The organism is Collinsella aerofaciens ATCC 25986 (assembly GCF_964237925.1).
In the GTDB taxonomy this organism is placed as follows: Bacteria; Actinomycetota; Coriobacteriia; order Coriobacteriales; family Coriobacteriaceae; genus Collinsella; species Collinsella aerofaciens_BJ.
In genome coordinates, this window is the sequence record NZ_CAXSKI010000007.1 from 48,336 (window position 1) to 72,611 (window position 24,276).

Here is a 24,276-nt window from a genome sequence, read left to right on the forward strand (position 1 = left end):
ATTCTTGTGGTGGGTACCGTGGTTATCAAGCGAGTTTTCAACAATAACGTCGCAATGGTCACTTCGGACGATGGCTCCGAGCTCATTGTCATCGGTCGAGGCCTCTGCTTTGGCCGTCATGCCGGCGACGCTATCGATGAAGCATCGGTCGAAAAGACCTATGCGCTGCAGGAGGGCACTTCTCAGGATTCGCGTACGATTGACCGCTTGGCACATCTTTTGGAGTCCATTCCCACCGTCAACCTCGTGATTGCCGAGGACATTGTTCAGATGCTCCGTCGAGAGCTCAATGTTGATGTCAACGACAAGATTCTCATTGCTCTTGCAGACCATATCAGCCTTGCTTTGGAGCGCGAGCGCAAGGGCGTCTCCTGCGAGAATCCGTTGCTGCTCGAGATCCAGCAGTTCTATCGCAAGGAGTATGCGCTTGCGGGCCGTGCGCTGCAGATTGTCAAGGAGTATATGGGCTTCCAGATGAGCGAAGAAGAGCAGGGTTTTATTACGCTGCATATCGTCAACGCCACCATGCCGCAACGCTCCGACCGTCTCATCATCTCGGTCCAGCTTGTTCGCGACGTGCTCGCGATTGTTTCCGAGCGCTATGCCACGACCCTCGATGACACCTCGCTGCCTTACGAACGTTTCGTTCGTCACCTGCAGTTTTTCGCGCAGCGAGCGTTCGATCCTGCGGCCGGGCAAATCAATGGTGACGCGCTGTTCCGAATCGATGAAACGGTGTACCCGTGCGCATTCTCGTGCGCGGACGCCATAGCCGCCCACTTGTCGTCTACCTATAACGTTGTCGTTACCAATGCCGAGAAGAGTTATCTCGCTTACCACATTGTTAACCTGCTTGGAGAACCTGGTCTCTAGGCATAACGTGCCCACACATCGATTGATATGAGGCAGGGCTTATGGCCTTGTCCAGGGCACATCTGTCTTAATTTGCGGAAAAGGAAGGGGAGTACCGCTATGACCGCAAAAAAGAAGTTCAATTTCAAAGCGCCGTTGGAGGTGTTCGCGAAGTCAATCGTTCAGCCGATGATGTATCTCTCGGTTGCCGGCATTCTGCTCATCGTGGGCATTATTCTGACCAACAAGACCATTTGCGCCTTGATCCCCGTACTGGGCTCCGGTCCGTTCCAGCTTGTGGGCGCCGTTGTCTATCAGTCGCTGATGTTTATCATCAACAACCTCTCGATTCTGTTCTGCGTGGGCATCGCCGGCGCCATGGCAAAGAAGAACAAGGGCCATGCTTCGCTGATCGCCCTGATGTCGTTCTTCCTGTTCCTGCAGGCTAACAACATCGTGCTCAACGCCACCGGCTCTCTTGCCGAAGCGAGCGGCATGCTCGGTCTTACCGGAACCGGTCAGAGCACCGTTATGGGCATTCAGGTGCTCGACACCGGCGTGTTTGGCGGCATCATTCTTGGTTGCATCACCGGTGCCGTGTTCAACAAGTACTCGAACAAGCAGTTCCCCATTGCCCTTTCGATGTTCTCGGGCGTTCGTTTTCCGTTCCTGATCATGATCATCATTTCCTGGATCATGGGTGCTGGCTTCTGCATCGTTTGGCCTCCGGTTCAGGGTGCCATCTCCTCCGTCGCCGGCATTATTAAGGAATCCGGCAACATCGGCCTCTTTATTTACGGCATGCTCAACAAGCTGCTCGTTCCTACCGGTCTGCACCACCTCATCTACACCCCGTTCCAGTTCTCCGATGTGGGTGGCACCCTGACGCTGGGCGATCAGGTTATCGCCGGCGCCTATCCCATCCGTGTCGCCGAGATGGCAATGACGGGCCAGCCCTTCTCCGATAGCACCTACTTCAACAGCTACACCTTCAACAACCTGTGGCCCTACATCGGTATCGGTCTCGCCTTTATCTTCACCGCTTACAAGGGGAACAAGGATAAGACCAAGGCCGTTATCATCCCGCTGATCATCACCGCCGTGCTCTCCTGTGTCACCGAGCCCATGGACTTCCTCTTTGTCTTTGCCGCTCCCGTGCTCTTTGTCGTTCACTCGGTTCTTTCCGGTATCTTCCTGGTCCTGCTCAAGGTTCTCTCCGTGCCCGCTTCGACTGCAGGCGGCATCATCAACATCGTGGTTTCCAACCTGGTCCTCGGTGCCGACAAGACCAACTGGCCGGTTATGCTGGTGCTTGGAGTCGTCAACGCCGCGCTGTACTTCTTCCTCTTCACCTTCCTTATTAAGAAGCTCAACCTCCACACGCCTGGTCGCGAGGAGGAGTCCGAGCTCGCCGAGTCCGTTGCCGAGGGCGAGGCCGCCGCGTCTGTCGCGGTGAAGCAGGGCGCTGTTGCCGCAGCTCCCGCAGAGGGCGTCGATGCAGGCATTGCCGACCTGGTCGCAGGTCTTGGCGGCAAGGACAACATCGAGGAGCTCGAGAACTGCTTTACGCGTCTCCGCGTGAACGTTAAGAACCCGGACCTCATCGATGAGAACCTCATCAACCACGTGCCCAACAGCGGCATCAACCGCAACGGCAACAATATCCAGATCATCTTTGGCATGAAGGTCGCCGAGATGCGCGACAAGGTCGAAAACGCAATTGAGAAGGAGCAGTAAACAATGATCATTACTCTGTGTGGTGGCGGATCCACCTTTACCCCCGGCATCGTCAAGTCCATCGCCCTGCGCAAGGACGAGCTCGACGTTGACGAGATTCGTCTGTACGACATCAACGAGGAGCGTCAGCGCAAGATCGGCGTGCTCGTGGACTGGATTTTGCACGAGGACCTTGGCCTGGACATCAAGCTTACGGTGACCACCGACAAAAAGACGGCTTTTACCGACGCGAGCTTCGTGTTTGCCCAGATGCGCGTGGGCGGCTACGCCATGCGCGAGCAGGACGAGAAGATTCCGCTGCGCCACGGTTGCGTGGGTCAGGAGACCTGCGGCTGCGGCGGCCTTGCCTACGGCATGCGCACCATCTTCCCCATGGTCGAGCTGATCGATGACGTTGAGAAGTACGCCAAGAAGGACTACTGGATTCTCAACTACTCCAACCCTGCTGCCATCGTGTCCGAGGGCTGCCGCGTGCTGCGTCCCAACGCTCGCATCATCAACATCTGCGACATGCCGATCGCGATCATCGACGTGGTTTGCGCCGCACTCGATATCGACAAGAAGGATGTCGAGTACGATTACTTTGGCCTCAACCACTTTGGTTGGTTCACCTCGATCCGCCACAAGGGCGAGGAGGTGCTCCCGCAGCTGCGCGAGTACATCAAGGAGCATGAGATTCTGCTGCCCGACTCCTACCTCAAGGGCATGGGCTCGCTCATGGCAAAGAAGCCCGAGGAGGCCACTGACGAGCACCCCGAGCAGAACCGCCACACCAAGGGCAGCTGGTACTACGTCTGGAAGGGCGAGTACGAGATCATGGAGTGCTTCCCGGAGTACCTGCCCAACACGTATCTGAACTACTACCTGCAGCAGAAGGAGTTCGTCGAGCATTCCAACCCCGAGCGCACCCGTGCTAACGAGGTTGAGGAGACGCGTGAGAAGAACCTCTTCGACGGCATCGACCACTACGAGAAGACGGGCGAGATCGACGAGAGCACGTTCTATGCGGGCAGCCACGGCGACTGGATTGCCGATCTGGCTATCGCTCTGAAGAACGACACCAAGCAGCGCTTCCTGGTCATTTGCGAGAACAAGGGCGCTATCCCCAACATGCCCTACGACGCTATGGTCGAGCTGCCTGCCTACATTGGCAAGAATGGCCCCGAGGTCATCAGCCGCGACAACATTCCTCTGTTCCAACAGGGCCTCATGATGCAGCAGCTGAACTCCGAGAAGCTCGTGGTCGAGGCTACGATCGAGGGTTCTTACGAGAAGGCGCTCAAGGCCTTTACGCTGAACAAGACCGTGCCTTCGATGAAGGTCGCCAAGGAGGTTCTCGACGACATGATCGAGGCCAACAAGGGTTACTGGCCCGAGCTTAAGTAAAAGCAACAGGGTCGCTGGCCGCATACCTGGAGCAATGCCCCGTCCACGTGATTGCGTGGGCGGGGCATTGTCATTTGGTAACGCGTTTTACCAAATATGGCATTTATCTGCGGTAATGTTCTATTTCACCGCCGAGGGTGACATTTCATACCGCCTGCCGAACTGCGTGGAGACCTAACAACTTTTTAGGTCAGTGTTGTGCGTGTAGCAACTTCGCCCGGCCTCGCCTCCGGGCTGCCATGTGAGAGGGGATCTTATGGCTCGACTGCACGTAATGGAACGCAGCCACGCTCAGGCCGTCATGGACGACCTGCACGATGCGCTCGGACGTCGTCTGGCGGTGAGTTCGCTCGCCCCGTGCCCCGTTGAGTTTACGGCAGCGCTCGTCAATCTGTGCTCCACCCAGAGCTGCGGCAAGTGCACGCCCTGCCGCGTGGGCCTGAGCGCGCTGAGCGACCTGCTCGCCGATGTGCTCGAGGGCCGCGCCGACGAGTCCACGCTCAACTTGATTGAGCGCACCGCCCGCACCATCTACCTTTCGAGCGACTGCGCCATCGGCTACGAAGCCGGCGCCATGGCGCTTACGGCTATCCGCGGTTTCCGTGACGATTTTGAGCACCACATCCGCGAGCACTCCTGTGGCTTTGACCGCGAGGCCCGCGTCCCGTGCGTCTCGGGCTGTCCGGCGCATGTCGACATTCCCGGTTACATTTCGCTCGTCGAGGCCGGCCGCTATGCCGATGCCGTCAAGGTCATCCGCAAGAATAACCCGCTGCCGCTCGTTTGCGGCCTGGTGTGCGAGCATCCCTGCGAGATGCATTGCCGCCGTGGCATGGTCGACGACCCCATGAACATCCTCGCCCTCAAGCGTTTTGCCGTTGAGCACAGTGACCTCAACGACCACAAGCCGCATGTAGTGGACAACACCGGTAAGCGCGTCTCCGTGATCGGCGGCGGCCCGGCTGGCCTTTCCTGTGCCTACTACCTGGCCGTGATGGGCCACAAGGTGACCATTTTTGAGCAGCGCCACCACTTGGGCGGCATGCTGCGCTACGGCATCCCCAGCTATCGTCTGCCGCGCGAGCGCCTGCAGGCCGAGATCGACTGGATCTTGAGCGCCGGCATCGACGTTGAGCTCGATCACTCCGTGAACGGCGAGGAGCTCGCTCGCCTGCGCGACGAGTTCGATGCCGTCTACCTGGCCATCGGTGCCCATAGCGACAAGAAGCTCGGCCTTCCGGGTGAAGAGGCGCCCGGCGTGGAATCGGCCGTCAAGATGCTGCGCGCCATCGGAGACGACGAGCTGCCCGACCTGAGCGGCCAGCGCGTGTGCGTCATCGGTGGCGGCAACGTGGCCATGGACGTGGCGCGCTCTGCCGTGCGCTGCGGTGCCGAAAAGGTGAGCATCGTCTACCGCCGTCGCATCTGCGATATGACGGCCCAGGACGCCGAGATTGCCGGCGCCCAGGCCGAGGGTTGCGAGGTTCTGGAGCTCACGGCGCCGCTCGCCATCGAGACGGGCGAAGATGGTCGCGTGAGCGGCCTGCGCGTGCAACCGCAGATTATCGGCGAGCCCCGCCGCGGTCGTCCGGCTCCGCGTGCCGCCGCTACGCCCGAGCGCGTCATCCCCTGCGAGCGCGTGTTTGTCGCCATTGGCCAGGACATCGATTCCAAGCCGTTTGAGGACATGGGCATCGCCTGCAAGTGGGGTTGCGTGGTCACCGACTCGGACGGTGCCGTGCCCAACTTCGATGGCCTCTTTAGCGGCGGCGACTGCCAGACCGGTCCCGCCACCGTCATCCGTGCCATCAACGCCGGCCGCGTGGCTTCGGCAAACATCGACCGCTATCTGGGCTTCGACCACAAGATCAAGCTCGACGTGGAGCTGCCGACCGTGCAGTTTAAGGGCAAGCACGAGTGCGGCCGTTGCGAGCTGGGCGAGCGCGAGGCCGGCGAGCGCATTCACGATTGGAATCTGGTCGAGCAGGGTCTCACCGAGGAGGAGGCGCGCCAGGAGGCGAGCCGCTGCCTGCGCTGCGACCACTTTGGCTTTGGCGCGTTCCGCGGAGGGAGGAACCTGGAATGGTAGAGCTCAACAAAACCACCGTCGGCGACAACAGCGAAAACGGAGCGCACAACATGGTCAAGCTCACTATCGATAATTGCGAGGTCGTGGTGCCCGAGCACACCACGATCCTGGACGCGGCCAAGTCCGTCGGCATCCAGATTCCCACCCTGTGCTACCTACGCGATCTAAACGAGATTGGCGGTTGCCGCGTGTGCGTGGTCGAGGTTGAGGGCTGCGACCAGCTGGTTGCCGCCTGCAACAACTACGTGCTCGACGGCATGGTGGTCCACACCAACAGCCCCAAAGCCCGCGAGGCGCGTCGCACCAACGTGCAACTGCTGCTGTCCCAGCACGACTCGCGCTGCACGAGCTGTGTGCGCAGCGGTAACTGCAACCTGCAGACCATTGCCAACAACCTGGGCATTTTCTATCTGCCGTATCAAAGGCATTTGGCGGGCGAGGGCTGGGATTTCGATTTCCCCATCATCCGCGAAAACGACAAGTGCATTAAATGCATGCGCTGCATCAAGGTGTGCGAGAGCGTACAGGGCCTAGGGATTTGGGACCTGACCAACCGCGCCACGCATACCGCCGTGGGCACCCGCGGGCGCGTGCCGATCGGCAAGACCGATTGCGTCGCGTGCGGCCAGTGCATCACGCATTGCCCGACGGGCGCGCTGCGCGAGCGCGACGACACCGAGACCGTGTTTGACGCGCTTGCTAATCCCGACAAGATCGTGCTGGTGCAGATCGCGCCTGCCGTGCGCAGCGCCTGGGGCGAGGAGCTCGGCATATCTCGCGAGGAGGCAACCGTCGAGCGTCTGGCCTGCGCACTGCGCCGCGTTGGCTTTGAGTACGTGTTCGACACAGATTTCTCGGCCGACCTCACCATTATGGAGGAGGGTTCCGAGCTGCTCGAGCGCCTAGGCGCCGCCGCTAAGGGCGAAGGCGACAGCCGCGGCTGGCCCATGTTTACGAGCTGCTGCCCGGGTTGGGTGCGCTTTGTGAAGGCGCGCTATCCGGAGTTTGTCGACAGCCTGTCCACGTCCAAGTCGCCGCAGCAGATGTTCGGCGCCATCGCCAAGACATACTACGCCAAGGTGCTGGGCGTTGAGCCCGAGCGCTTGTTCGTGGTGTCCGTGATGCCGTGCACGGCCAAGAAGGCCGAGTGTGCGCTGCCGAGCATGGTGGGCGAGGACGGCACGCCCGACGTGGACGTTGCGCTGACGGTGCGCGAGATGGTGCGCATGATTCGCGCGAGCCACGTGAGCGTGGACACGCTGGTCGAGGAGCCGCTCGACACGCCGCTGGGCTTTGGCACGGGCGCGGGTGTGATCTTTGGCGCCACGGGCGGTGTGATGGAAGCTGCTGTGCGCTCGGCCTATTACCTGGTGACGGGCAAGAACCCCGACGCCGATTTCTTTACCGACGTGCGCGGCCTGGACGGCTGGAAGGAAGCCGTGGCCGATATCGATGGCACCAAGGTGCGCGTCGCCGTGGCACACGGGCTGGGCAATGCCGCCCGCCTGCTCGACGCAATTCGCGACGGCCGTGTGAGCTATGACTTTGTCGAGGTCATGGCGTGCCCCGGCGGCTGCGTCGGCGGCGGCGGTCAGCCCATCCACGACGGCTGCGAGCTGGCAGCCGAGCGCGGTCAGGTGCTGTGGGGCCTGGATGCGAAGGCGGACATTCGCTTCTCGCACGAGAATCCCGATGTCCAGGCGTGCTATAGCGAGTTCTTGGGTGCGCCGCTCTCGCCGCTGGCCGAGGAATTGCTGCATACCGACCATCACGCATGGACGATGCCTAACGAGGGGACGTGCTAGCGATGCGCGCGTTTGATTTTGAAATGTCGCGCCGGGGGTTTGCCTCGGCGCTCGCCGCGGGCGCCCTGTCACTTGCGCTCGCGGGCTGTGGCGGCGGGGCTGCCGGTGCCGGGTCCGCCGCGGGCTCGGCTGCCACGGACGGCGCCGGTGCTGCCGCAGAGCCGGTCGAGGTACACGTCGCCTCGCTCAAGGGGCCGACCTCGATTGGCCTGGTGCAGTTTATGGACCAGGCTGCCGATGGCGAGACGGACAATGAGTTCGACTTTGCGATCAACACTGCCGCCGACGAGATTGTGCCCAAGGTCATTCAGGGCGATATCGATATCGCCCTAGTGCCCGCCAACGTGGCGAGCGTGCTCTACAACAAGACCGAGGGCGCGGTGCAGGTCATCGACATCAACACGCTGGGCGTGCTGAACGTGGTGACGGGCGATGCGAGCGTGGCCTCGTTTGGCGATCTGGCGGGCCATACCGTCTACATGACGGGCAAGGGCACCACGCCGGAGTACGTCATGAACTACCTGCTAGAGCGCGCGGGCCTGACCGGCCAGGTGGCGCTTGAGTTTAAGAGCGAGCCCACCGAGGTACTGTCGGCGTTGCTTGCTGATCCGTCTGCCGTGGGCGTGCTGCCCGAGCCGTTCAAGACGGCGGCCATCGCCAAGAGCGAGGGCAAGCCGTCGGCACCGGTGAGCCTGACCGATGTGTGGGACGAGCTGGCAGGAGACACGGACTCGCGCTTGCTGACGGGTGTGACCGTGGTGCGCCGTGCCTTTGCCGAGGAGCATCCCGAGGCCGTGGCGGAATTCCTGAGCTGCCATGAGGCGAGCGTGAAGGCCGTCAATGCGGCGCCGGCAGACTGGGCGCAGGCCGTAGTCGATGCGGGTATCGTCGATAACGCCACGATTGCCGAAAAGGCGATTCCCGGGTGCATGCTCGTGTGCCAGACGGGGAAGGATATGAAGGCCGCGCTCGGTGGGTACCTGAAGGTGCTGGCCGATGCGGACGCGAGCGCCGTGGGCGGCAAGCTCCCGGCTGATGATTTCTACTACATGGAGTAACCCGTGCGTGCGTTTGCTCGACAAATGATAGAGCGTATGAAGGCGGTGGCGGCAGCAGGTGCCGTTGCCGCCTTTTGGCTTGCCGTGTGGGTCTTCGTGGCGGCGCTGGTGGCACAGCCGCTGATTTTGCCGGGTCCGGGTGCTGTTGTGGTGGCGTTGCTGCGGCTGGTATGCGATGTCGGCACGTGGGCGATTCTGGCGGGCTCGGGTGTGCGGATTCTAGGCGGTTTGGCGCTTGCCGCGGTGTGCGGTGGTTTGCTGGCCGGAATTTCGTCGCGCTCGCGGGCGTTTGCCCGCTTGGTGGCTCCGGCGCTTTCGTTTGTTAAGGCGACGCCGGTTGCCTGCGTGGTGGTCCTGCTGCTCATTTGGCTGGGGTCGGCGCGCGTAAGCATTGCGGCGGTCTTTTTGATGGCGCTGCCGGGAGTGTATTTTTCGCTGGTCGAGGGCTTGACGCAAGCGGATAAACCGCTGGAGCAGATGTTTCGTCTGCATGGCGTGCGGGGTTGGCGACTGTTTTGTGCCCACACCTGGCGCGAAGTCCTGCCGTTTGTGCTTTCGTGCGCCCGCGCCGTGATTGGCATGAGCTGGAAGGCCGGCGTGGCGGCGGAGCTGATCGGCATGGCGGTGGGCACCGTGGGTGAGCGCATCTATCAGGCGAAGCTGCTCATCGAGACGGCTGACCTGCTGGCGTGGACCGTGTTGGTCGTGGCGGCATCGTGGGCATGCGAGCGCGTGCTGGTGTGGCTGCTGCGGGCTTCGGGGCCCGCAGCATGGCGTGCTGCTGTGCGGGCGCATGGGCGTTGTCCTCGCGGACGTGCAGGCGGCTCTGCTGGCGGCAGGGCTGCTGCGGAGCTTGCGCTCGCCGTGGGCGATCGCGCTCCCTGGGCTCCGGCGCTCGACGGACTGGTGCTTCGTGTGCCCGCCGGTGGGCGCGCCTGCGTGATGGGCACCTCGGGCGTGGGCAAGTCGACGCTGCTTGCGCTGGCGGCGGGGGAGTGCGCGCCGTGCTCCATGGTGTTTCAGGATGTGCGCCTGGTAGAGGGCGCCTCGGCTTTGGATAACGTGCTGGTGTGCGCCGACGCGCGCGTGGACGCCTCGAGTGCCGCGGCCCTGTTGCGCCTGCTGGTGCCGGGGGTCGATGTGCATGCTCGTGTGGCCGAGCTCTCGGGCGGGCAGCGCCGTCGCGTCGAGATTGCCCGAGCCCTGCTGTGTCCGGGCGGCGCAGTGATTCTGGACGAGCCCTTTACCGGCCTAGATACCGCTGCGCGCGACGCATGCGCCGAGGTCGTGCTCGACTTGCTCGACGGCCGCATGCTGTTGCTTGCTACGCACGATGCCGTCGACGCTCAGGCCCTCAATATCTCGGACATCATCACGCTCTAAATACTTATTCAGCAACAAAATGATCCGTTTTTCTCCGTCCCCATAGGGTTGGGTATGGTATTCTATCTGCGGGGTAATACTTAGGATTACGAAGTAATACCAACGCAGTAGAAACAAACTCCAGATGCGGGCCAATCGGGTTGCCTTCACAGCCCGTCGCCCAGCCGCGTGGCCCGCATCTATCCGCACCACCGTCGTTTCAAAAAGGAAGCGCCATGGCAGAACACATGACCCCGGTTGTCGCGAAGGTCTTGCCCGAGGAAAAGGCGGCCTTCGCGGCGGCAACCCAACTCGTAGGCACCACGCCGTCCAACGCCATCCGCATGTTCATCGCTGCCTTCAATCGCTGCGGCACCTTTCCGTTCGACATTTCGCCCAGCGGGGCCTTTGGCAAAGACTGTCCCCAACAGCTAGTCGTTGAAGAACGTCCCCAATGACTAGTCGTTGGGAGGAGGTCGGCATGCTCAATGCGCTGGTTTGGGCGCTTGCCTGTTTTGGCGTCGTCGCTGCCGATATTGTCCTGAGCATGGTTTTGTTCTCCGTTCTGGACATCGTGTCGGCGCTGACGGGTTTCCCGATCGACAACCTCGATATTCAATGGTTTCAAGCCGTCGCTCAGACGGCGTCGTTTTTGATGGCGCTGCTATGGTGGCGTTATTTGTGGCCGCGGTCGTTTATCGCGCGCTGGCAAGGTGAGCGTCCGCTTGGCGGGGGAGTGCGTAGCGCGTGGAAGCGCATTGCCTGCGTTATCGTGATCGGCTTGGCACTGCAGGTGGTCGTTGGCTACGTGACCGACGCCGTACTGTCATTGTTGCCCGAGGTCGCGGCCGATTACAGTGAACTTGTCGAGGAAACAGGCATGGGCGACACCAGCTATCTCGCCGTCCTGACTACGGTGCTCGGCGCTCCGTTTTGCGAGGAGCTGCTGGTGCGCGGCATCATTTTTGAGTTTTCGCTCCGAGCGTTTAACCCGCAGTGTCGCCCACTTTGGAAGCGCCGACGTCTCGTGCGACCGCAAGACGGCGCCATGGTGCCCTGGGCGGCCCCGAGTACCTGGGGTATCGCCGCGGCGATTGTGCCGCAGGCGGCAATCTTCGGCTTTATGCACATGAATTGGGTACAGGGCTGCTATGCGGGTGCCGCCGGCCTCATCTTTGGCTGGGTACTCGTGACCACCGGAAAGCTCCGCTACACGATCCTGCTGCATTTTGCCTTTAACGCCGGGTCGTATCTCATGGGGCTGCTGTGGTTTGTGAGCACACCGCTCGACCTTGTGGTCACGGTTGGCATCGCCGGCTTTCTGCTGGTAGAGGCGATGCGCTCGCTGCTTCGATTGTGCATTCCCGTGTCGCGCGAAGCTGATCGGTCTGAGTAATAACGCCTTTAATTAGACCGATGCGTCCTGAACGCACCTGGCGTTTCGCCGAATGCTTCTTTAAATTTTGAGTAAAAGAATGACATGTTGGAGATGCCGACTTTTCGGGCTACATACTGCACGCTGCGCTCGGTGTTATTGAGAAGATATGCCGCCTCTGTGAGCTGCTGGTTGAGCTTGATTTGCGAAAACGTTTTGCCGGTTTTTTGCTTGATCAAGCTGCTGAGATAGCTGGTGCTATAACCCGTATCGCTCGCAATGCTTTCGAGCGTGCAGTCGCCGTAGCTTCGCTCAATATGATTCAGAATCGACACGATGCGCTCGTCCGACATGATTGCCTGGTTATCAGTTGCGGAGCGTCGGTACAGTCCTCGAATGAGAACAAGGAATAGGCTGACGGCGAGGTGCCTCATGAGTTCATTAGAGTAGGCATCTTTAAAGTGATATTCGATAAAGAGCATCTCGATGAGGCGTCGCGCATGTCGGGCGTATTCCTCTGGGAGAATGAGATATTTGCGGGCCTCACGGTTTTTGGACACAAAATCAAATAGGAGATTCGTTAATGGTGACGCGCCGGGTAGCTGGCTCAGGAACAACGAATCGAACATTTCTTTTTTGAAGACGATTGAAATGACGATATCGTGCTCGCCCTTAACGTACGGAACGCTTCTGACTACGCCGGTGTTGCAAATGAGCACGTCGCCCTTTTTAAGGAGTAGTCGCCGTCCGTTGACGATAAACGTGCAGACGCCGTCGTACACGTAGTTAAGCTCCATATCCCGATTCATATGAGGAGGAATGTCAGTAAAGCGCGACTCCTTGATAAGGCCCACGGGGTTTTCGTCGAGGGTTTCTTTCCAGTCAAACAGATAGACCTCTTCGCCGTTAATGGTTGTGGTTTCCACCCTGTTATATCGCGGGCTGAGCTCTCCTGGATGCGTGCGATGCCACTCTTCGGTCTCGGTATGCGTGTAGAGCAGCTGTTTGAGATTCGAATCCATGGGGTGCTCCAGGGGTGAACGGTAGAATCGATGCCTTAAACGGTATTATATCTAAAAAAATGTTATAAGCCCATGCTTTCTATGCGATATCTTATGCATCTTGTTCTTCCTAGTATTGGGTTATCCGCTGGAGCATCCGATCAAGGAGGGCAAATGAGTAAGTTAAAACATGGGTTTGACTCCGACTTTTTATGGGGCGGAGCCATATCGTGCTCGCAGGCCGATGGCGCTTGGAATGAGGGCGGAAAGGGAAAGTCGACGCAGGATTGTCGATGGCTGGATGGTACCTGGACTCATGACCAGATTGAGGACAAGCATCAAAACAACCCCTTCTGCCATGACGAACTAATGAACGCTCTCGCAGATGATGGTGTTGAGTTCTACCCGTTTAGGCGCGGTAACGACTTCTATCATCACTACCGTGAGGACATCGCGCTTTTTGCGGAGATGGGCCTCAAGCTGTTCCGCACCTCTATTTGCTGGAGCCGGATCTATCCTAACGGAGATGATCTTGAGCCTAACCGCGAAGGCATCGAGTGGTATCGAAGCATGCTGGGTGAGTGCAAAAAGCACGGCATTAAAACCTTCGTCACCATGCTCCACTATGACATCCCGGTAAATCTTGTCACCACATATGGGGGATGGAAGAATCGCAAGACGATTGATTTCTTCGCCCGCTATGTCGAGACAATCGTTACGGAATTGGGCGATCTGGTCGATTTCTGGCTGCCTTTTAACGAGTTCAATGCAGCGCGTTTTTCGCCTTGGGACGGGGTCTGTCTGGTCAAAGACGAAGAGGGGGAGAACTTCGATCGAGCCATCTTCCAGTGCCTGCACCACGAGTTCGTTGCCAATGCGCGTGCCGTCGAGATTGTCCATCGTCTTTCGCCCGATACTCCCGTTGGCGGCATGATCGCTCGATTCTGTACGTATCCCGCCACCTGCCGTCCCGAAGATAACATGCAGGCTATTCACGACGACCAGTATTCCAACTGGTTCTATACGGATGTGATGGCTCGTGGAAAATACCCCGCTTATATGAATCGCTATTTCGACGCGTGCGATATCGAGATTCAAATGGAGCCGGGCGATGAAGAGCTCATCGCTCGCAACACGGTCGACTTCCTGGCCTTCTCGTACTACTTTTCCCAGGTATCCACCTGCGATCAGGGATGGGAGAAGACTGCGGGAAATCTGGTCATGGCAAACAAGAACCCTTATCTCGAGACGAGTGAGTGGGGCTGGCAGCTCGATCCCATTGGCCTGAGGGTTACCCTTAACCAGATGTATGACCGCTATGGGCTGCCCCTGTATATCGCCGAGAACGGCCTCGGTACATCTGATGTAGTCGAGGAGGATGGCAGCATCCACGACGAGTATCGAATCGATTATTTGCGCCAGCACATAAAGTGCCTTAAGGAAGCGGTGATCGATGGCGTTGACGTGCGCGGATACATGATCTGGGGATTCATTGACCTTGTTGCCTGTGGTCCTCTTACGATGGACAAGCGCTACGGGCTTATCTATGTCGATCTGGATAATTGCGGCAACGGCACTGCGGAGCGCTCGCGTAAAGACTCTTTCTATTGGTATCAGAAATGTATCGCCACTAATGGCGAGGATCTTGGGTAGGAGTGATTGTTGTGGCAGACAAGAAGGAACTGGCCGCTCGTGTCCTCGAGCTCGTGGGCGGCGCCGATAACGTTGTTATGGCAACGCACTGCATTACAAGGCTCAGATTCAACCTGAAGGACGATAGCAAGGCAGACCTGGAGGCCCTTAAGACGCTTGACGGCGCCTTGGGCGCGCAGGTTAAAGACGGGCAGTGGCAGGTTATCATCGGCGCCAGCGTGGGGTCGGTATATGACGAATTGGAGCCCATGCTAGGCGACAGGATGGGTGGCGAGGTCTCCGCCGACGCCGAGCAGCCTGAGCTCCAAAAAGGTTCGGCTCGCGTATTCGATATCATCACCGGCATCTTCTCCGCTATCATTCCCGCACTGGTGGCGGGAGGCATCGTAAAGGGCATCCTGGCTGCTATCGCGGCTTTTGGAATCGACACGGGTGCCGGCGACTTTGCGATATTCAATATGATTTCGGATATCCCGTTCTACTTCTTGCCGTTTTTGCTGGCAATGTCTACAGCTGATAAGTTCCGAGTCAACCGTTCGCTTGCGCTTTGTGTTGCCGGATCGCTGATGTACCCGACCATTGTCAACGCTGTCGGTACGGGCGAGACGCCCCTTGCGCTGTTCGGTTTTGCGGTGCCGATTTTTAGCTACGCCGATTCCGTGTTCCCGGTTATCTTTGGCGTCATTGGCTTGTCTTTTGTATATCGCGCAATCGACAAAGTCGTGCCGGATCTTTTTAAGCTCGTTGTCGTTCCGGCGCTCTCCCTTGCTATCGTGATTCCCGTCAACCTGTTTGTGCTCGCTCCGATTGGTGCCTGGTGCGGTCTTGGTCTTGCCAACGGTATCGTTTGGCTATTCTCGACGTTAGGCCCCGTTGCCGGTTTTCTGCTGGGCTTCTTTATGCCGCTTATCGTGCTCTTCGGCATGCATCAGTCAACGAGCCCTATCCAGATTTCCAATATCGCAACGCTTGGGTATGACTATCTGCTCCCGATCTCTTTCTGCCATAACCTCGCCGAAAGCGGTGCGTCTTTTGGTGCAGCCCTGCGCATGACCGACGAAAAGCTCAAGTCCGCTGCAATGACGTGCGCCTTCTCAGCATTTATGGGAATTTCCGAGCCCGCCTTGTTTACCGTTCAGGTTCCTAACAGGACTCCGCTTATCGCTGCGATGATTGCGGATGGCATTGGCGGTGCGCTTACCGTTGTTCTCGGCGCAAAGTGCTTCGGCTTTGTTATGCCCGGCATTACCTCGTTGCCCGTTTATGCCGATCCAAGCGGCAATCCCATGAACCTGATCATGATTGTCGTCTGCATCGCTTTGACTTGGGTTATCTCTGCGGCGCTCTCGTTTGCGCTCTATGGTCGTTTCGACAAAAAGTAACGACGTTTTGAGATAGACAATATTAATCGGCCGCTCGCCGGGGAATCGTTCTGCGACGCCCCAGCGAGCGGCATTTTATTGGTGGGGCGTGTCGTGTCGCCAACGGCGGCATGCCGCCTCGCCGCGCTAGTTGCGTCTGCCGCCTCCGTTGGCGCCCTGACGCCCCTGTGCCGCGCGATTGCGACCGGCAGTGTTCTGCGCGCGGGACATACCGCCGTGACCCTTGCTGCCCTTGGGCCCCTTGCCGGCGGCGCCACCGTGGGCCTTGCCGCCCTTCTTGCCGGTGCCATGCCCACCGCCGGCAGACGTCTCGCCCGGGCGTGGCGGCACGGGGCGAATCAGGCAATGCTTGGTATAGCCGATCAGATCACGACGCCCGGCCTTCTCTAGCGCCTCGCGCACCAGCTTGTAGTTCTCGGGCTTGCGATACTGGATGAGCGCGCGCTGCATGGCCTTCTCATGCGGGTCGCGCGCCACGTAGATCGGCTGCATGGTGCGCGGATCTACACCGGTGTAGTACATGCAGGTCGACATGGTGGACGGGGTGGGGTAGAAGTCCTGTACCTGCTCGGGCATGTAGCCCATGTCGCGCACGGCTTCGGCAAGGTCCACGGCTTCCTTCATCGTCGAGCCGGGATGGCTCGAGATTAGGTATGGCACCACGTATTGCTTAAGACCATATTCGCGGTTCAAGCGTTCAAATTTGCGGCAGAATGCGTCGTAGACAGCTCGGCTCGGCTTGCCCATCACGGACAGCACCGCGTCGCTCACGTGCTCGGGCGCTACGCGCAGCTGGCCCGAGACATGGTGTTCCAGCAGCTCGCGCAAAAACTCGTCCGAGGCATCGGCCATGGTGTAGTCAAAACGGATGCCGCTGCGCACGAAGACCTTTTTGACGCCCGGCAGCTGGCGCAGGTCGCGCAACAGCTGCGTGTAGCCGCTTTCGTCGACCACCATGTTCTTGCACACGCTCGGCCACAGACAGCGCTTGTTCTTGCACACGCCGTGCTTGAGCTGCTTGTCGCAGGCGGGACGGCTAAAGTTGGCCGTCGGTCCGCCTACGTCGTTGATGTAGCCCTTAAACTCGGGATCGCGCGTGAGCAGCTCTGCCTCGCGCATGATCGAGTCGTGGCTGCGCATCTGCAACACGCGACCTTGGTGGAAGGTGAGGGCGCAAAACGAGCATTCACCAAAGCACCCGCGGTTGGAGCTGATTGAAAACTTGATCTCGGCAAAGGCCGGCACGCCGCCCGCGGCATCGTAGTCGGGATGCCAATCGCGTGCGTAGGGGAGCTCGGCCACCTCGTCCATCTCATCGGTCGTCAACGTCGCCGACGGCGGGTTCTGCACCACATAGACGCTGTTGGGATAGGGCTCTACCAGGCGATGTCCGGTGATGGGGTCCATATTCTGCTGTTGCACGTTAAAGCTGCGTGCGTAGTTGAGCTTGTCGGCGGTAAGGTCGTCCCAGCTGGGTAGCAGGTCGTAGTCGTAGACCTCGTCGAGCGAGCCTGTGCGGTAGACGGTGCCGTTGATATAGGTGATCTGATCGATGGGCAGCCCCGCGTCGAGCGCGTCGGCAATCTCGACAATCGCGTGCTCGCCCATGCCGTAGATGAGGATGTCGGCGCCCGAGTCGAGCAGCACCGAGCGCTTGAGCTTATCCTGCCAGTAGTCGTAGTGGGCCAGGCGGCGCAGGCTTGCCTCGATGCCGCCGATGATGATGGGGGCGTCCTTAAACGTCTGGCGGATGAGGTTGCCGTAGACCGTGACGGCTCGGTTGGGACGGCGCCCCTCCTCGCCACCGGGGGTATAGGCGTCGGTGTGGCGGCGGTGCTTGGTCACCGAATAGTGGTTGACCATGGAGTCCATGTTACCGGCACTGACCAAAAAGCCCAGGCGCGGCTCGCCGAGCACGGTGATGCTGGCGGGGTCGGTCCAGTCGGGCTGGCAGATGATGCCAACTTTGTAGCCGTGCGCGTCGAGTACGCGGCTGATGATAGCCATGCCAAAGCTGGGATGGTCCACGTAGGCATCACCGCAGATGTAGACAAAGTCGCACTGGTCCCAGCCGCGCGCGTCCATATCGGCGCGGCTGACGGGGAGGAATTTGTCGCGGCCCGGGCGCCAGGGACGGGCGGGCGCTGCCGGGGTATGAGTGGCGTGGCCGCCCTGGGCCTTACCGCCGCGCTTTTGCTGCTGGCCCTGTTTGCCCTGCTGACTGCGCTGGTTGTTCTGAGCGTGCTGAGGCTTTTTTGCCACGATCCCTCCCGGTGTTTGTATGCTGCACGTAATTGTAACCAGTCTTTTTGGGACGGGGCTAAAAAGACTGGTGGAGTACATGGGCTGGCGGATCGGCGCGTCGATGCGGGTGCCGTACCCGCCGTTTGTTTCCAGACTGTGTATCTGCGCGTTGGGGAAGCCGTCTCGCGCGCACGCCATGTTGTCAATGGGTTACAGTATGAACGGCGGCTATGTTTCCGCCAACGCACGAGAGAGTCGTCAACAAGGAGGATGCACGACGATGCAGCGTGCCAAACAGATATCGGAGTCTATTGAGCTGGGCATCATCTTGGCGCTCGCCGGTGGCTTTATGGACGTGTATTCGTACATTGGGCGCGACCATGTTTTCGCCAACGCGCAGACAGGCAACATCCTGCTCGTGGGCGTGAGCATCTCGGAGGGCAATTGGGCACTTGCGGGGCGCTACTTCTTCCCTGTGGTGTCGTTTGCCGTGGGTATTATGCTTGCCGATCTGGTACACGAGCGTTTTGGCAGCTTGATCCACTGGCGTCAGGTGACGGTGTTCTTTGAAGCCGTTATCTTGCTGGGCGTGAGCTTTATTCCGGGCGGCGATTTCAACCTGCTCGCCAACTGCCTCACTTCGTTTGCCTGCGGTATGCAGGTCGAGAGCTTCCGCAAGATCCACGGTCACGGCATCGCTACGACCATGTGCATCGGCAACTTGCGCAACGCGCTGCAAAACGTGGACGATTACATCATCACCCACAGGCGCGGCTTTTTGGAAAACGGCCTGCTCTACTTTGGCGTGATCTTTATCTTTGTGTTTGGCGCCGTGTTGGGCAACTGGTGTATTGAGCGCATGGGCCTGCACGCCATCGTCGTGGCGAGCTTGCTGCTGTTTGTCGCGTTTGCCATCATGTTCATCGACCGCGAGCGCGACTTGCGCTTACGCTGGAAGGTTGCGGCCGAGGCTTGGAAAGAGGGCTGTCGAAAGTAACCGAATGCGGCAAAGGGGCTGTCCCTTTGCCAGATAGATCGATAATGGGGAGGGGACGGCCATCTCGGCCGCCCCCTTTTTTGAGTCTTAAGCCTAAGGTGCATGTTTGTAATGACAAGATTTGACGTCAGCAAAGCGTGCTGCTTAAGGCTATAGAATAAAAATGTCATCTTTCTAGCTATAATTATTAGTTGAGGGGATGGACATATGCCAGAGCTTTTTATTCAAAATAAGACGACAGTAATCAAGTTGATGGCGCTCTGCATTTTATCTGCCCTGGTGGAGCTGTCTGTTGTTAAAGCTGAATCGTTGATAATAGACTATGGCCTGCTTCGCTCTAATTATCGTAACGTTTTATGCATTGGGTTAGGCCTGCTAGTATTGCTCTCTGTTGAGCTGGTGACAAACCTGTTCAGATCAAAATATGCGGAGCAATTGGCTTCCGATGGCACTAACTGCTTCTATAGATTGCTTGCCCGCCATGCTTTAGAGCGGCCCTTAGTTTTAGCAAAAGACAGTGACTACCTGTTATCGCGCATTGAAGAGGCTGGGAACCTACAGCCGATGATTGGAATATTTACAACTGCGTTTCTTCCGTGCCTAGTGACGGGTTTGGTATCGTTTGTGGCACTATCTAATATCTCTTTGTTGCTTTTGATTCCTGTTTGTGTTTCGGCATTGTTTATTTCGCTTCTATATCCGTTCGCTCTTAGTAAGCTATCGACTAAGAGCGAAAAGGCATTGGAGGCCCAGGCGAGGGGTTCTGCTTATTTAGCCCAACTAATAAATTGTCGACTTTACATTCGTATTTCTCGTTCAATTAACTTGGAATTACTTCGCTATAAAAAGATGCTTAAAGCCTGCAGGAACTCTCGAGTTGAGGAGAGTGTCTTTGCGAGATTGGCAACTGAAATAGTTGACGCTGGCAACATCATTACTGGCCTGCTTTCAGTTCTGCTGCTTATTTTCCTTGTGTCAAAGCGCGGACTGACGGTCGGGATTGCGGTGCAGAGCTATCAACTTGTACTTCTATGCTATTCTCCTTTTCCTCTTGTTCTGAATTGTTGGGCTCAGCTTCAGCCGTCGTTTAGATCGTTGCACCGTGTCTTGGAATTACGTCGTCTTTTGGAAGCTGAAAAACCTAATTTGATATGTTTCGATCACGCTGATCGAATTAGTTGGAAAGGAATCATTCTCTCGTTTTCGTCGAACGAAACTAATGAGAGGATAACAATTCCAGATTGCACGATACAGGCACCTTGTCTGGTTTTAGTAAGCGGCCCTAATGCATGTGGTAAATCTTCATTTCTGGAAGTATTGAACGGATTATTGTCGCCAGTTGCTGGCAGACTGTGTGTTAATGAGTCTACTGTCATTTTCGATGGTTCGACTTTAATCCAGCTACCCTGCGCAACTATGCCGCAAAGACATTTGATAATGGGGGGAACTTTCAGGAAGGCTCTTTACTATGGTCTTGTAGATATTGACTCTGAAAAACTCATCTATCTTTTGAAGGGTTTTAGCCTCGATAAATTATTTGAAGTAAATCCCATCATTGGAGCTAGGGGACACAATTTGTCTGGCGGAGAACTGGCTTCTCTATTACTTTGTAGGGCCTTTCTGAGCAGTTATTCTATTATTATTTTGGATGAGCCTTGCAACAATTTAGATAATGCTTCGATATCCTTTTTGAAGATGGTGGTTGCGCAGGAGATGAAAGAGCGAATCGTCATCATTGCGGATCATGGACATGGTTTCGAACAATTTGCAGACTATGTAATACAGTTTCAGGAGCCAGAAAAAACTATCTAGCTCCTGAACGTTGCTACGAACTGCTTTTTGCGATTTATTCGAGATGCTCTTCAATCCGAGCCCTCAGAAGGGCAATGGCTGTGGGTATTCCAATTGCGGCGGCCAATTCGGCTTTATCCAAAACCTGTATGCTAAAGCACGATTGTTTATCACATTGAAGGACGATAACTGAAGATAGCTTCACTTCCCGTTGGCTGAATATGTCGTAATCTCCAAATAGGAAGTTACCTTTTATTGTGTAATTCGGTATGTTCGTTACGCACTTCATCTCAAGTCTGTTTAGGCCATAATCGAACACCGCAACTTCCTTGTGTTCGATGATGAGCGCAACCCTGGGCATGTTACTAAAACCACCGTCGACGACAGTAAAGAGTTTTTCATTTGCATCGTCATAAACGGTATATTTTAGACTCAATAGCTGTCCTAGTGGACCCGTGAACCCATGTCTTTTGATATTGAGGTTGTCTCCAGCTGGGTTGATGAGAGCTAGAGCATGCGGATAAGGGTTACCTTCAATTGAGATTCGATATTCGTTTGTAGCCGTCTTGCTCGATTTAGGACCAGTAGCCACCACGCGTCATCGCCTCGATCGAATTGGAACCGACTTCTGCTTCGTGCGGAGAATTGCGCAGTATGTTGCAGTACATGCAGCTGCAATAACCGCATGGGCAATTTCTAACAAAATGAATGACGCTATTTACTGCATGTATGTTAAATGGACGAATACTTCTCATGATCTGCCTCCCATTGTTCGATTGTTTCTGACTGTTCTATTACCTTCTTCACCTCCTCAACACTGTTGAACCCTAGGTTTTCAATCGACGAGTACTCAACGTAAACAGAAAACCTGCTTTCAAGATAAATAAGCAGTCGAACTAAATCTGATGAGGACAAGTTGAATGGCGGGTCGGTCAATTGCTGATTTCTTAGATTTTGGTCAAATTGAGTCAAATCCAAATCTCTAATATTGCTTATCGCTTTTTCGATTTCTGCGTAGATGGTTTCATCTTTACGATATGCTGTCATTTCAGCACCCCAATATCGAAATCAAACAACTCGTTCTCGATTGTTTTGCAGCATAGTAATGATTCTTCTGGATCTAAGCTGGCTGAGAAACAGGGCATTCCTCTTAGTCGAAGTTCTCTTGCTGCTTGAATTGCTTTATCGCTAGATGAATAGCTTATTTGAAATCTATGCGTCTCCAACCCTTCAGTGGCGTCAAGTACTTCGTTTGTAATTTCAAATTGAACTTTCTCTGCTTGCGTAAGCGTTTCAATTATGGGCATGAGCCCAAGCATTATGTCGTAGTCGGCTATCGTGTATGGGATATTGATAATGGCCAAGTCAGGGCAGAAAGCTCGACATGCAGCAATCGATCCTAATCCGTAATCTCCGAAAATGTGGTCGTCGTATTTCATAAGCACATTGGGCGTTTCTAATAGAGCTAGGTCGGATTTATCATTCTCAATGATGAGGTTGATCTGCTCATTCATTTTGATGACGGCGGATTGGCCACCATCAAAACTAAGGGTGTTGCAGCCCCAGATTTCATTTAAAGGATTGAAGCTCAAAGCGCATAGATTGGGATGGTGCTTTCTCATCTCGCTAACGATGCTACTAAACGTAATTGTTGAATCGGCGGGTGTATATAGATTCCCGACAACAATTTTTGGTATCAGGGCTAATTCCTGCATGTCGCTTTTGCTAGACTCAATTTGTTCAGTGGCGAGTTGGCTGACAACCTCCTTATTTACAGAATGTGCATAGGTTTCAGCGTGTTTACTAAATTCTATGAGTCCTGCGGCGCTTTCTTTCGTCGATAAAACGACAACCAGGTCTGATTCATCGATTGTCGTTACATAGTTAATTCGATTTCTTATGCCAATTTCTTTGCAATTAACAAGGTTGGCAACATCTACGCCGTCCGGTAGAATGCCGCATGGTGTTGATACCCGAATATTGTAGCCAATTCCTAGCAATCCAATTAGAAGAGGATAGTCAGCTCTCGTGAAAGATATAAGTCCAATTGTCTTCATGATTTTTATCGCTTGTTCCTTTTAAGAGCCGTTGTAATGGACACTTCGTGTCTATGAAGCTCAAAGCGAAGTATTTTCTGATTAAGTCGATCAAAGGCAATTCGTTTTGAGTTGTCGCATGCTGTTCGCTTGTAATCAGGGCTAATTACTCCTTTGCAATCTGCGCTTTTAATGCATTGAGTGCACAGCTGAAATGCCCAACATTTTTTACATGAATCGCTGGTCAGCTTTGAAACATTGATCATCTTTTCAATTTGACCTAAATCAAATCCTGAATCCAATGTACCGATATACATGTCCTTGGTTGTTTCGCTGACCCTTTCGCAAGGAAGAAGCGCTCCTGCTGTTGTCACAAATAGACGCGTAACTCCTGGCTCGCATGGACCACCGGGTATAGCTTTTGTTGGGATGTTCGAAGGTGCAAATCGCTTAATGTTTTGGTTGATGCTTGCAAGCGTATATGAAGCGAGCCTATCGCTGCGGTTTCCTTTTTCGATCTTGCGCTCGTCCATAATTCTTGCTTTAAATAAGGCGTAATTCAGTTGACTTGAGAACTTGTCATTGTAGGGGGCGATACGTCCGTTGCGTTCCAAGTAGTTGAATTGAACATCGCAAGCCTCGATATCCTTATCATTTATAAAGGAAGAGACTGTTTTATAGATGTTGTTCGTGTCGACTACGGCATTAAAATGAATATATTTGTTGCGTTCAGGATGGTTGTCTAAAATCATATGAACATTGTCTATAACTGCTTGGTATGAGGACTCACCATTAGCGTAATGCCTAGACTTATCATGGATTTGCTGCGGCCCGTCAAGACTGATTAGCAAATAGAATTCATGCCCAGAATCGAAGAAGAATTTAACCATATCTTCAGATAAAAGAGAGCAATTGGTTGTAATTCGAAATGAGATGTGTTTTCCTTCAAATACCTGTTCTGCATATTGAGTAATTAGCTTAATTTCACTAAATCGAAGGAGAGGTTCTCCTCCATAAAATGCTACGACCGGGTTTGGGTTGTCAATCGAGTGCATCTTAAAGAATTCGATTGCATGTTTGGCCGTCGAAACAGACATAGAGTTATGACTGTGGGTTCTGTTGTATAAGGAGTTTTCGGAATAGATACAGTAATCACATCGGAAGTTGCAAGATTGAGTCAGCTGAAGGGTTATCATCCGTAAATTTCTTTCCAGCTTAACTTTCAAAAGGTCAATTGATGGATAAGCGACATCCTGCAATGGCGAATCGCAGCAGTAGCCACATGATTGTAGTAACTGGAATTCTTGGTCTGATTTATAGGAGTTGGGGCAAACTTCGCCTGCTTGGACTTCTGAGATGTAATTGAAGAGATCTTTGCTTACTGCAAGTATCTCGTTTCGGTTGGCATCATAAATATAGTGGCCCAAGAGGGTCTTTATGGGTAGAACTAACATCTCTACCGCCTCTTTCATTTCACTAATGTTATTTTAGTGAACTAAGATGTTTAC

The 24,276-nt window shown here is 55.8% G+C and carries 19 protein-coding genes; 13 read left to right on the forward strand and 6 right to left on the reverse strand.

Annotated elements, in window-relative coordinates:
* Positions 1-18 precede the first annotated feature (18 nt).
* From ACESWY_RS04740 to ACESWY_RS04780, 9 genes are all read left to right on the forward strand, one after another.
* A complete protein-coding gene (locus ACESWY_RS04740) occupies positions 19-873 on the forward strand; it encodes a PRD domain-containing protein (protein WP_373093120.1) in 855 nt (284 codons plus the stop codon).
* Between the two features lie 99 nt (positions 874-972).
* Positions 973-2,589, forward strand: a complete 1,617-nt coding sequence (locus tag ACESWY_RS04745) for a PTS transporter subunit EIIC (RefSeq protein WP_373093119.1) — start codon at positions 973-975, stop codon at positions 2,587-2,589.
* 3 nt (positions 2,590-2,592) lie between these two features.
* A complete protein-coding gene (locus ACESWY_RS04750) occupies positions 2,593-3,975 on the forward strand; it encodes a 6-phospho-alpha-glucosidase (RefSeq protein ID WP_117655571.1) in 1,383 nt (460 codons plus the stop codon).
* A gap of 256 nt (positions 3,976-4,231) precedes the next feature.
* Positions 4,232-6,064: an NAD(P)-binding protein gene (locus tag ACESWY_RS04755; protein ID WP_195234728.1), complete on the forward strand. Its 1,833-nt coding sequence runs from the start codon at positions 4,232-4,234 to the stop codon at positions 6,062-6,064.
* On the forward strand, positions 6,058-7,869 hold the full coding sequence (locus tag ACESWY_RS04760; protein ID WP_443984547.1) for a [FeFe] hydrogenase, group A: 1,812 nt from the start codon (positions 6,058-6,060) through the stop codon (positions 7,867-7,869). Before ACESWY_RS04755 ends, ACESWY_RS04760 begins: the two co-directional genes overlap by 7 nt.
* 2 nt (positions 7,870-7,871) lie before the next feature.
* Positions 7,872-8,927 (forward strand): ABC transporter substrate-binding protein, encoded by a 1,056-nt coding sequence (locus ACESWY_RS04765; protein WP_161144801.1) that lies wholly within the window; start codon positions 7,872-7,874, stop codon positions 8,925-8,927.
* Positions 8,928-8,930: 3 nt separating this feature from the next.
* On the forward strand, positions 8,931-10,310 hold the full coding sequence (locus tag ACESWY_RS04770) for an ATP-binding cassette domain-containing protein (RefSeq protein ID WP_138112956.1): 1,380 nt from the start codon (positions 8,931-8,933) through the stop codon (positions 10,308-10,310).
* 215 nt (positions 10,311-10,525) lie between these two features.
* Positions 10,526-10,747, forward strand: coding sequence for a type II toxin-antitoxin system RelB/DinJ family antitoxin (locus ACESWY_RS04775; RefSeq protein ID WP_138112954.1), 222 nt, complete (start codon positions 10,526-10,528; stop codon positions 10,745-10,747).
* On the forward strand, positions 10,744-11,685 hold the full coding sequence (locus ACESWY_RS04780) for a CPBP family intramembrane glutamic endopeptidase (protein ID WP_195568675.1): 942 nt from the start codon (positions 10,744-10,746) through the stop codon (positions 11,683-11,685). Before ACESWY_RS04775 ends, ACESWY_RS04780 begins: the two co-directional genes overlap by 4 nt.
* Before the next feature lie 8 nt (positions 11,686-11,693).
* Here ACESWY_RS04780 and ACESWY_RS04785 read toward each other — a convergent pair whose 3' ends face one another.
* Entirely contained in the window at positions 11,694-12,686 is a 993-nt protein-coding gene (locus ACESWY_RS04785) for a helix-turn-helix transcriptional regulator (RefSeq protein WP_138112950.1), read from the reverse strand.
* A gap of 153 nt (positions 12,687-12,839) precedes the next feature.
* On the opposite strand from ACESWY_RS04785, the gene ACESWY_RS04790 reads away from it, so the two are divergent.
* A complete protein-coding gene (locus ACESWY_RS04790; RefSeq protein WP_035137362.1) occupies positions 12,840-14,318 on the forward strand; it encodes a family 1 glycosylhydrolase in 1,479 nt (492 codons plus the stop codon).
* A gap of 11 nt (positions 14,319-14,329) precedes the next feature.
* A complete protein-coding gene (locus tag ACESWY_RS04795; RefSeq protein ID WP_055250969.1) occupies positions 14,330-15,700 on the forward strand; it encodes a PTS transporter subunit EIIC in 1,371 nt (456 codons plus the stop codon).
* Between the two features lie 126 nt (positions 15,701-15,826).
* Here the strand turns inward: ACESWY_RS04795 and ACESWY_RS04800 are convergent, their stop codons facing one another.
* Positions 15,827-17,962, reverse strand: a complete 2,136-nt coding sequence (locus ACESWY_RS04800; RefSeq protein ID WP_373093118.1) for a YgiQ family radical SAM protein — start codon at positions 17,960-17,962, stop codon at positions 15,827-15,829.
* Between the two features lie 262 nt (positions 17,963-18,224).
* Here ACESWY_RS04800 and ACESWY_RS04805 point away from each other — a divergent pair, with 262 nt between their 5' ends.
* The gene (locus ACESWY_RS04805) at positions 18,225-18,941 is read left to right on the forward strand and encodes a YoaK family protein (RefSeq protein WP_373093117.1); all 717 of its coding nucleotides are present in this window, start codon (positions 18,225-18,227) and stop codon (positions 18,939-18,941) included.
* 207 nt (positions 18,942-19,148) lie between these two features.
* On the forward strand, positions 19,149-20,753 hold the full coding sequence (locus ACESWY_RS04810; RefSeq protein WP_347491774.1) for an ATP-binding cassette domain-containing protein: 1,605 nt from the start codon (positions 19,149-19,151) through the stop codon (positions 20,751-20,753).
* A 34-nt stretch (positions 20,754-20,787) separates the two neighbouring features.
* Here the strand turns inward: ACESWY_RS04810 and ACESWY_RS04815 are convergent, their stop codons facing one another.
* The 4 genes from ACESWY_RS04815 to ACESWY_RS04830 form a co-directional block, all read right to left on the reverse strand.
* Positions 20,788-21,327, reverse strand: coding sequence for an LURP-one-related/scramblase family protein (locus tag ACESWY_RS04815; RefSeq protein ID WP_373093116.1), 540 nt, complete (start codon positions 21,325-21,327; stop codon positions 20,788-20,790).
* Between the two features lie 137 nt (positions 21,328-21,464).
* The gene (locus tag ACESWY_RS04820) at positions 21,465-21,779 is read right to left on the reverse strand and encodes a hypothetical protein (protein ID WP_270226907.1); all 315 of its coding nucleotides are present in this window, start codon (positions 21,777-21,779) and stop codon (positions 21,465-21,467) included.
* On the reverse strand, positions 21,776-22,789 hold the full coding sequence (locus ACESWY_RS04825; protein WP_373093115.1) for a hypothetical protein: 1,014 nt from the start codon (positions 22,787-22,789) through the stop codon (positions 21,776-21,778). Before ACESWY_RS04825 ends, ACESWY_RS04820 begins: the two co-directional genes overlap by 4 nt.
* 5 nt (positions 22,790-22,794) lie before the next feature.
* Positions 22,795-24,240, reverse strand: a complete 1,446-nt coding sequence (locus ACESWY_RS04830) for a radical SAM protein (RefSeq protein ID WP_373202143.1) — start codon at positions 24,238-24,240, stop codon at positions 22,795-22,797.
* Positions 24,241-24,276 lie beyond the last annotated feature (36 nt).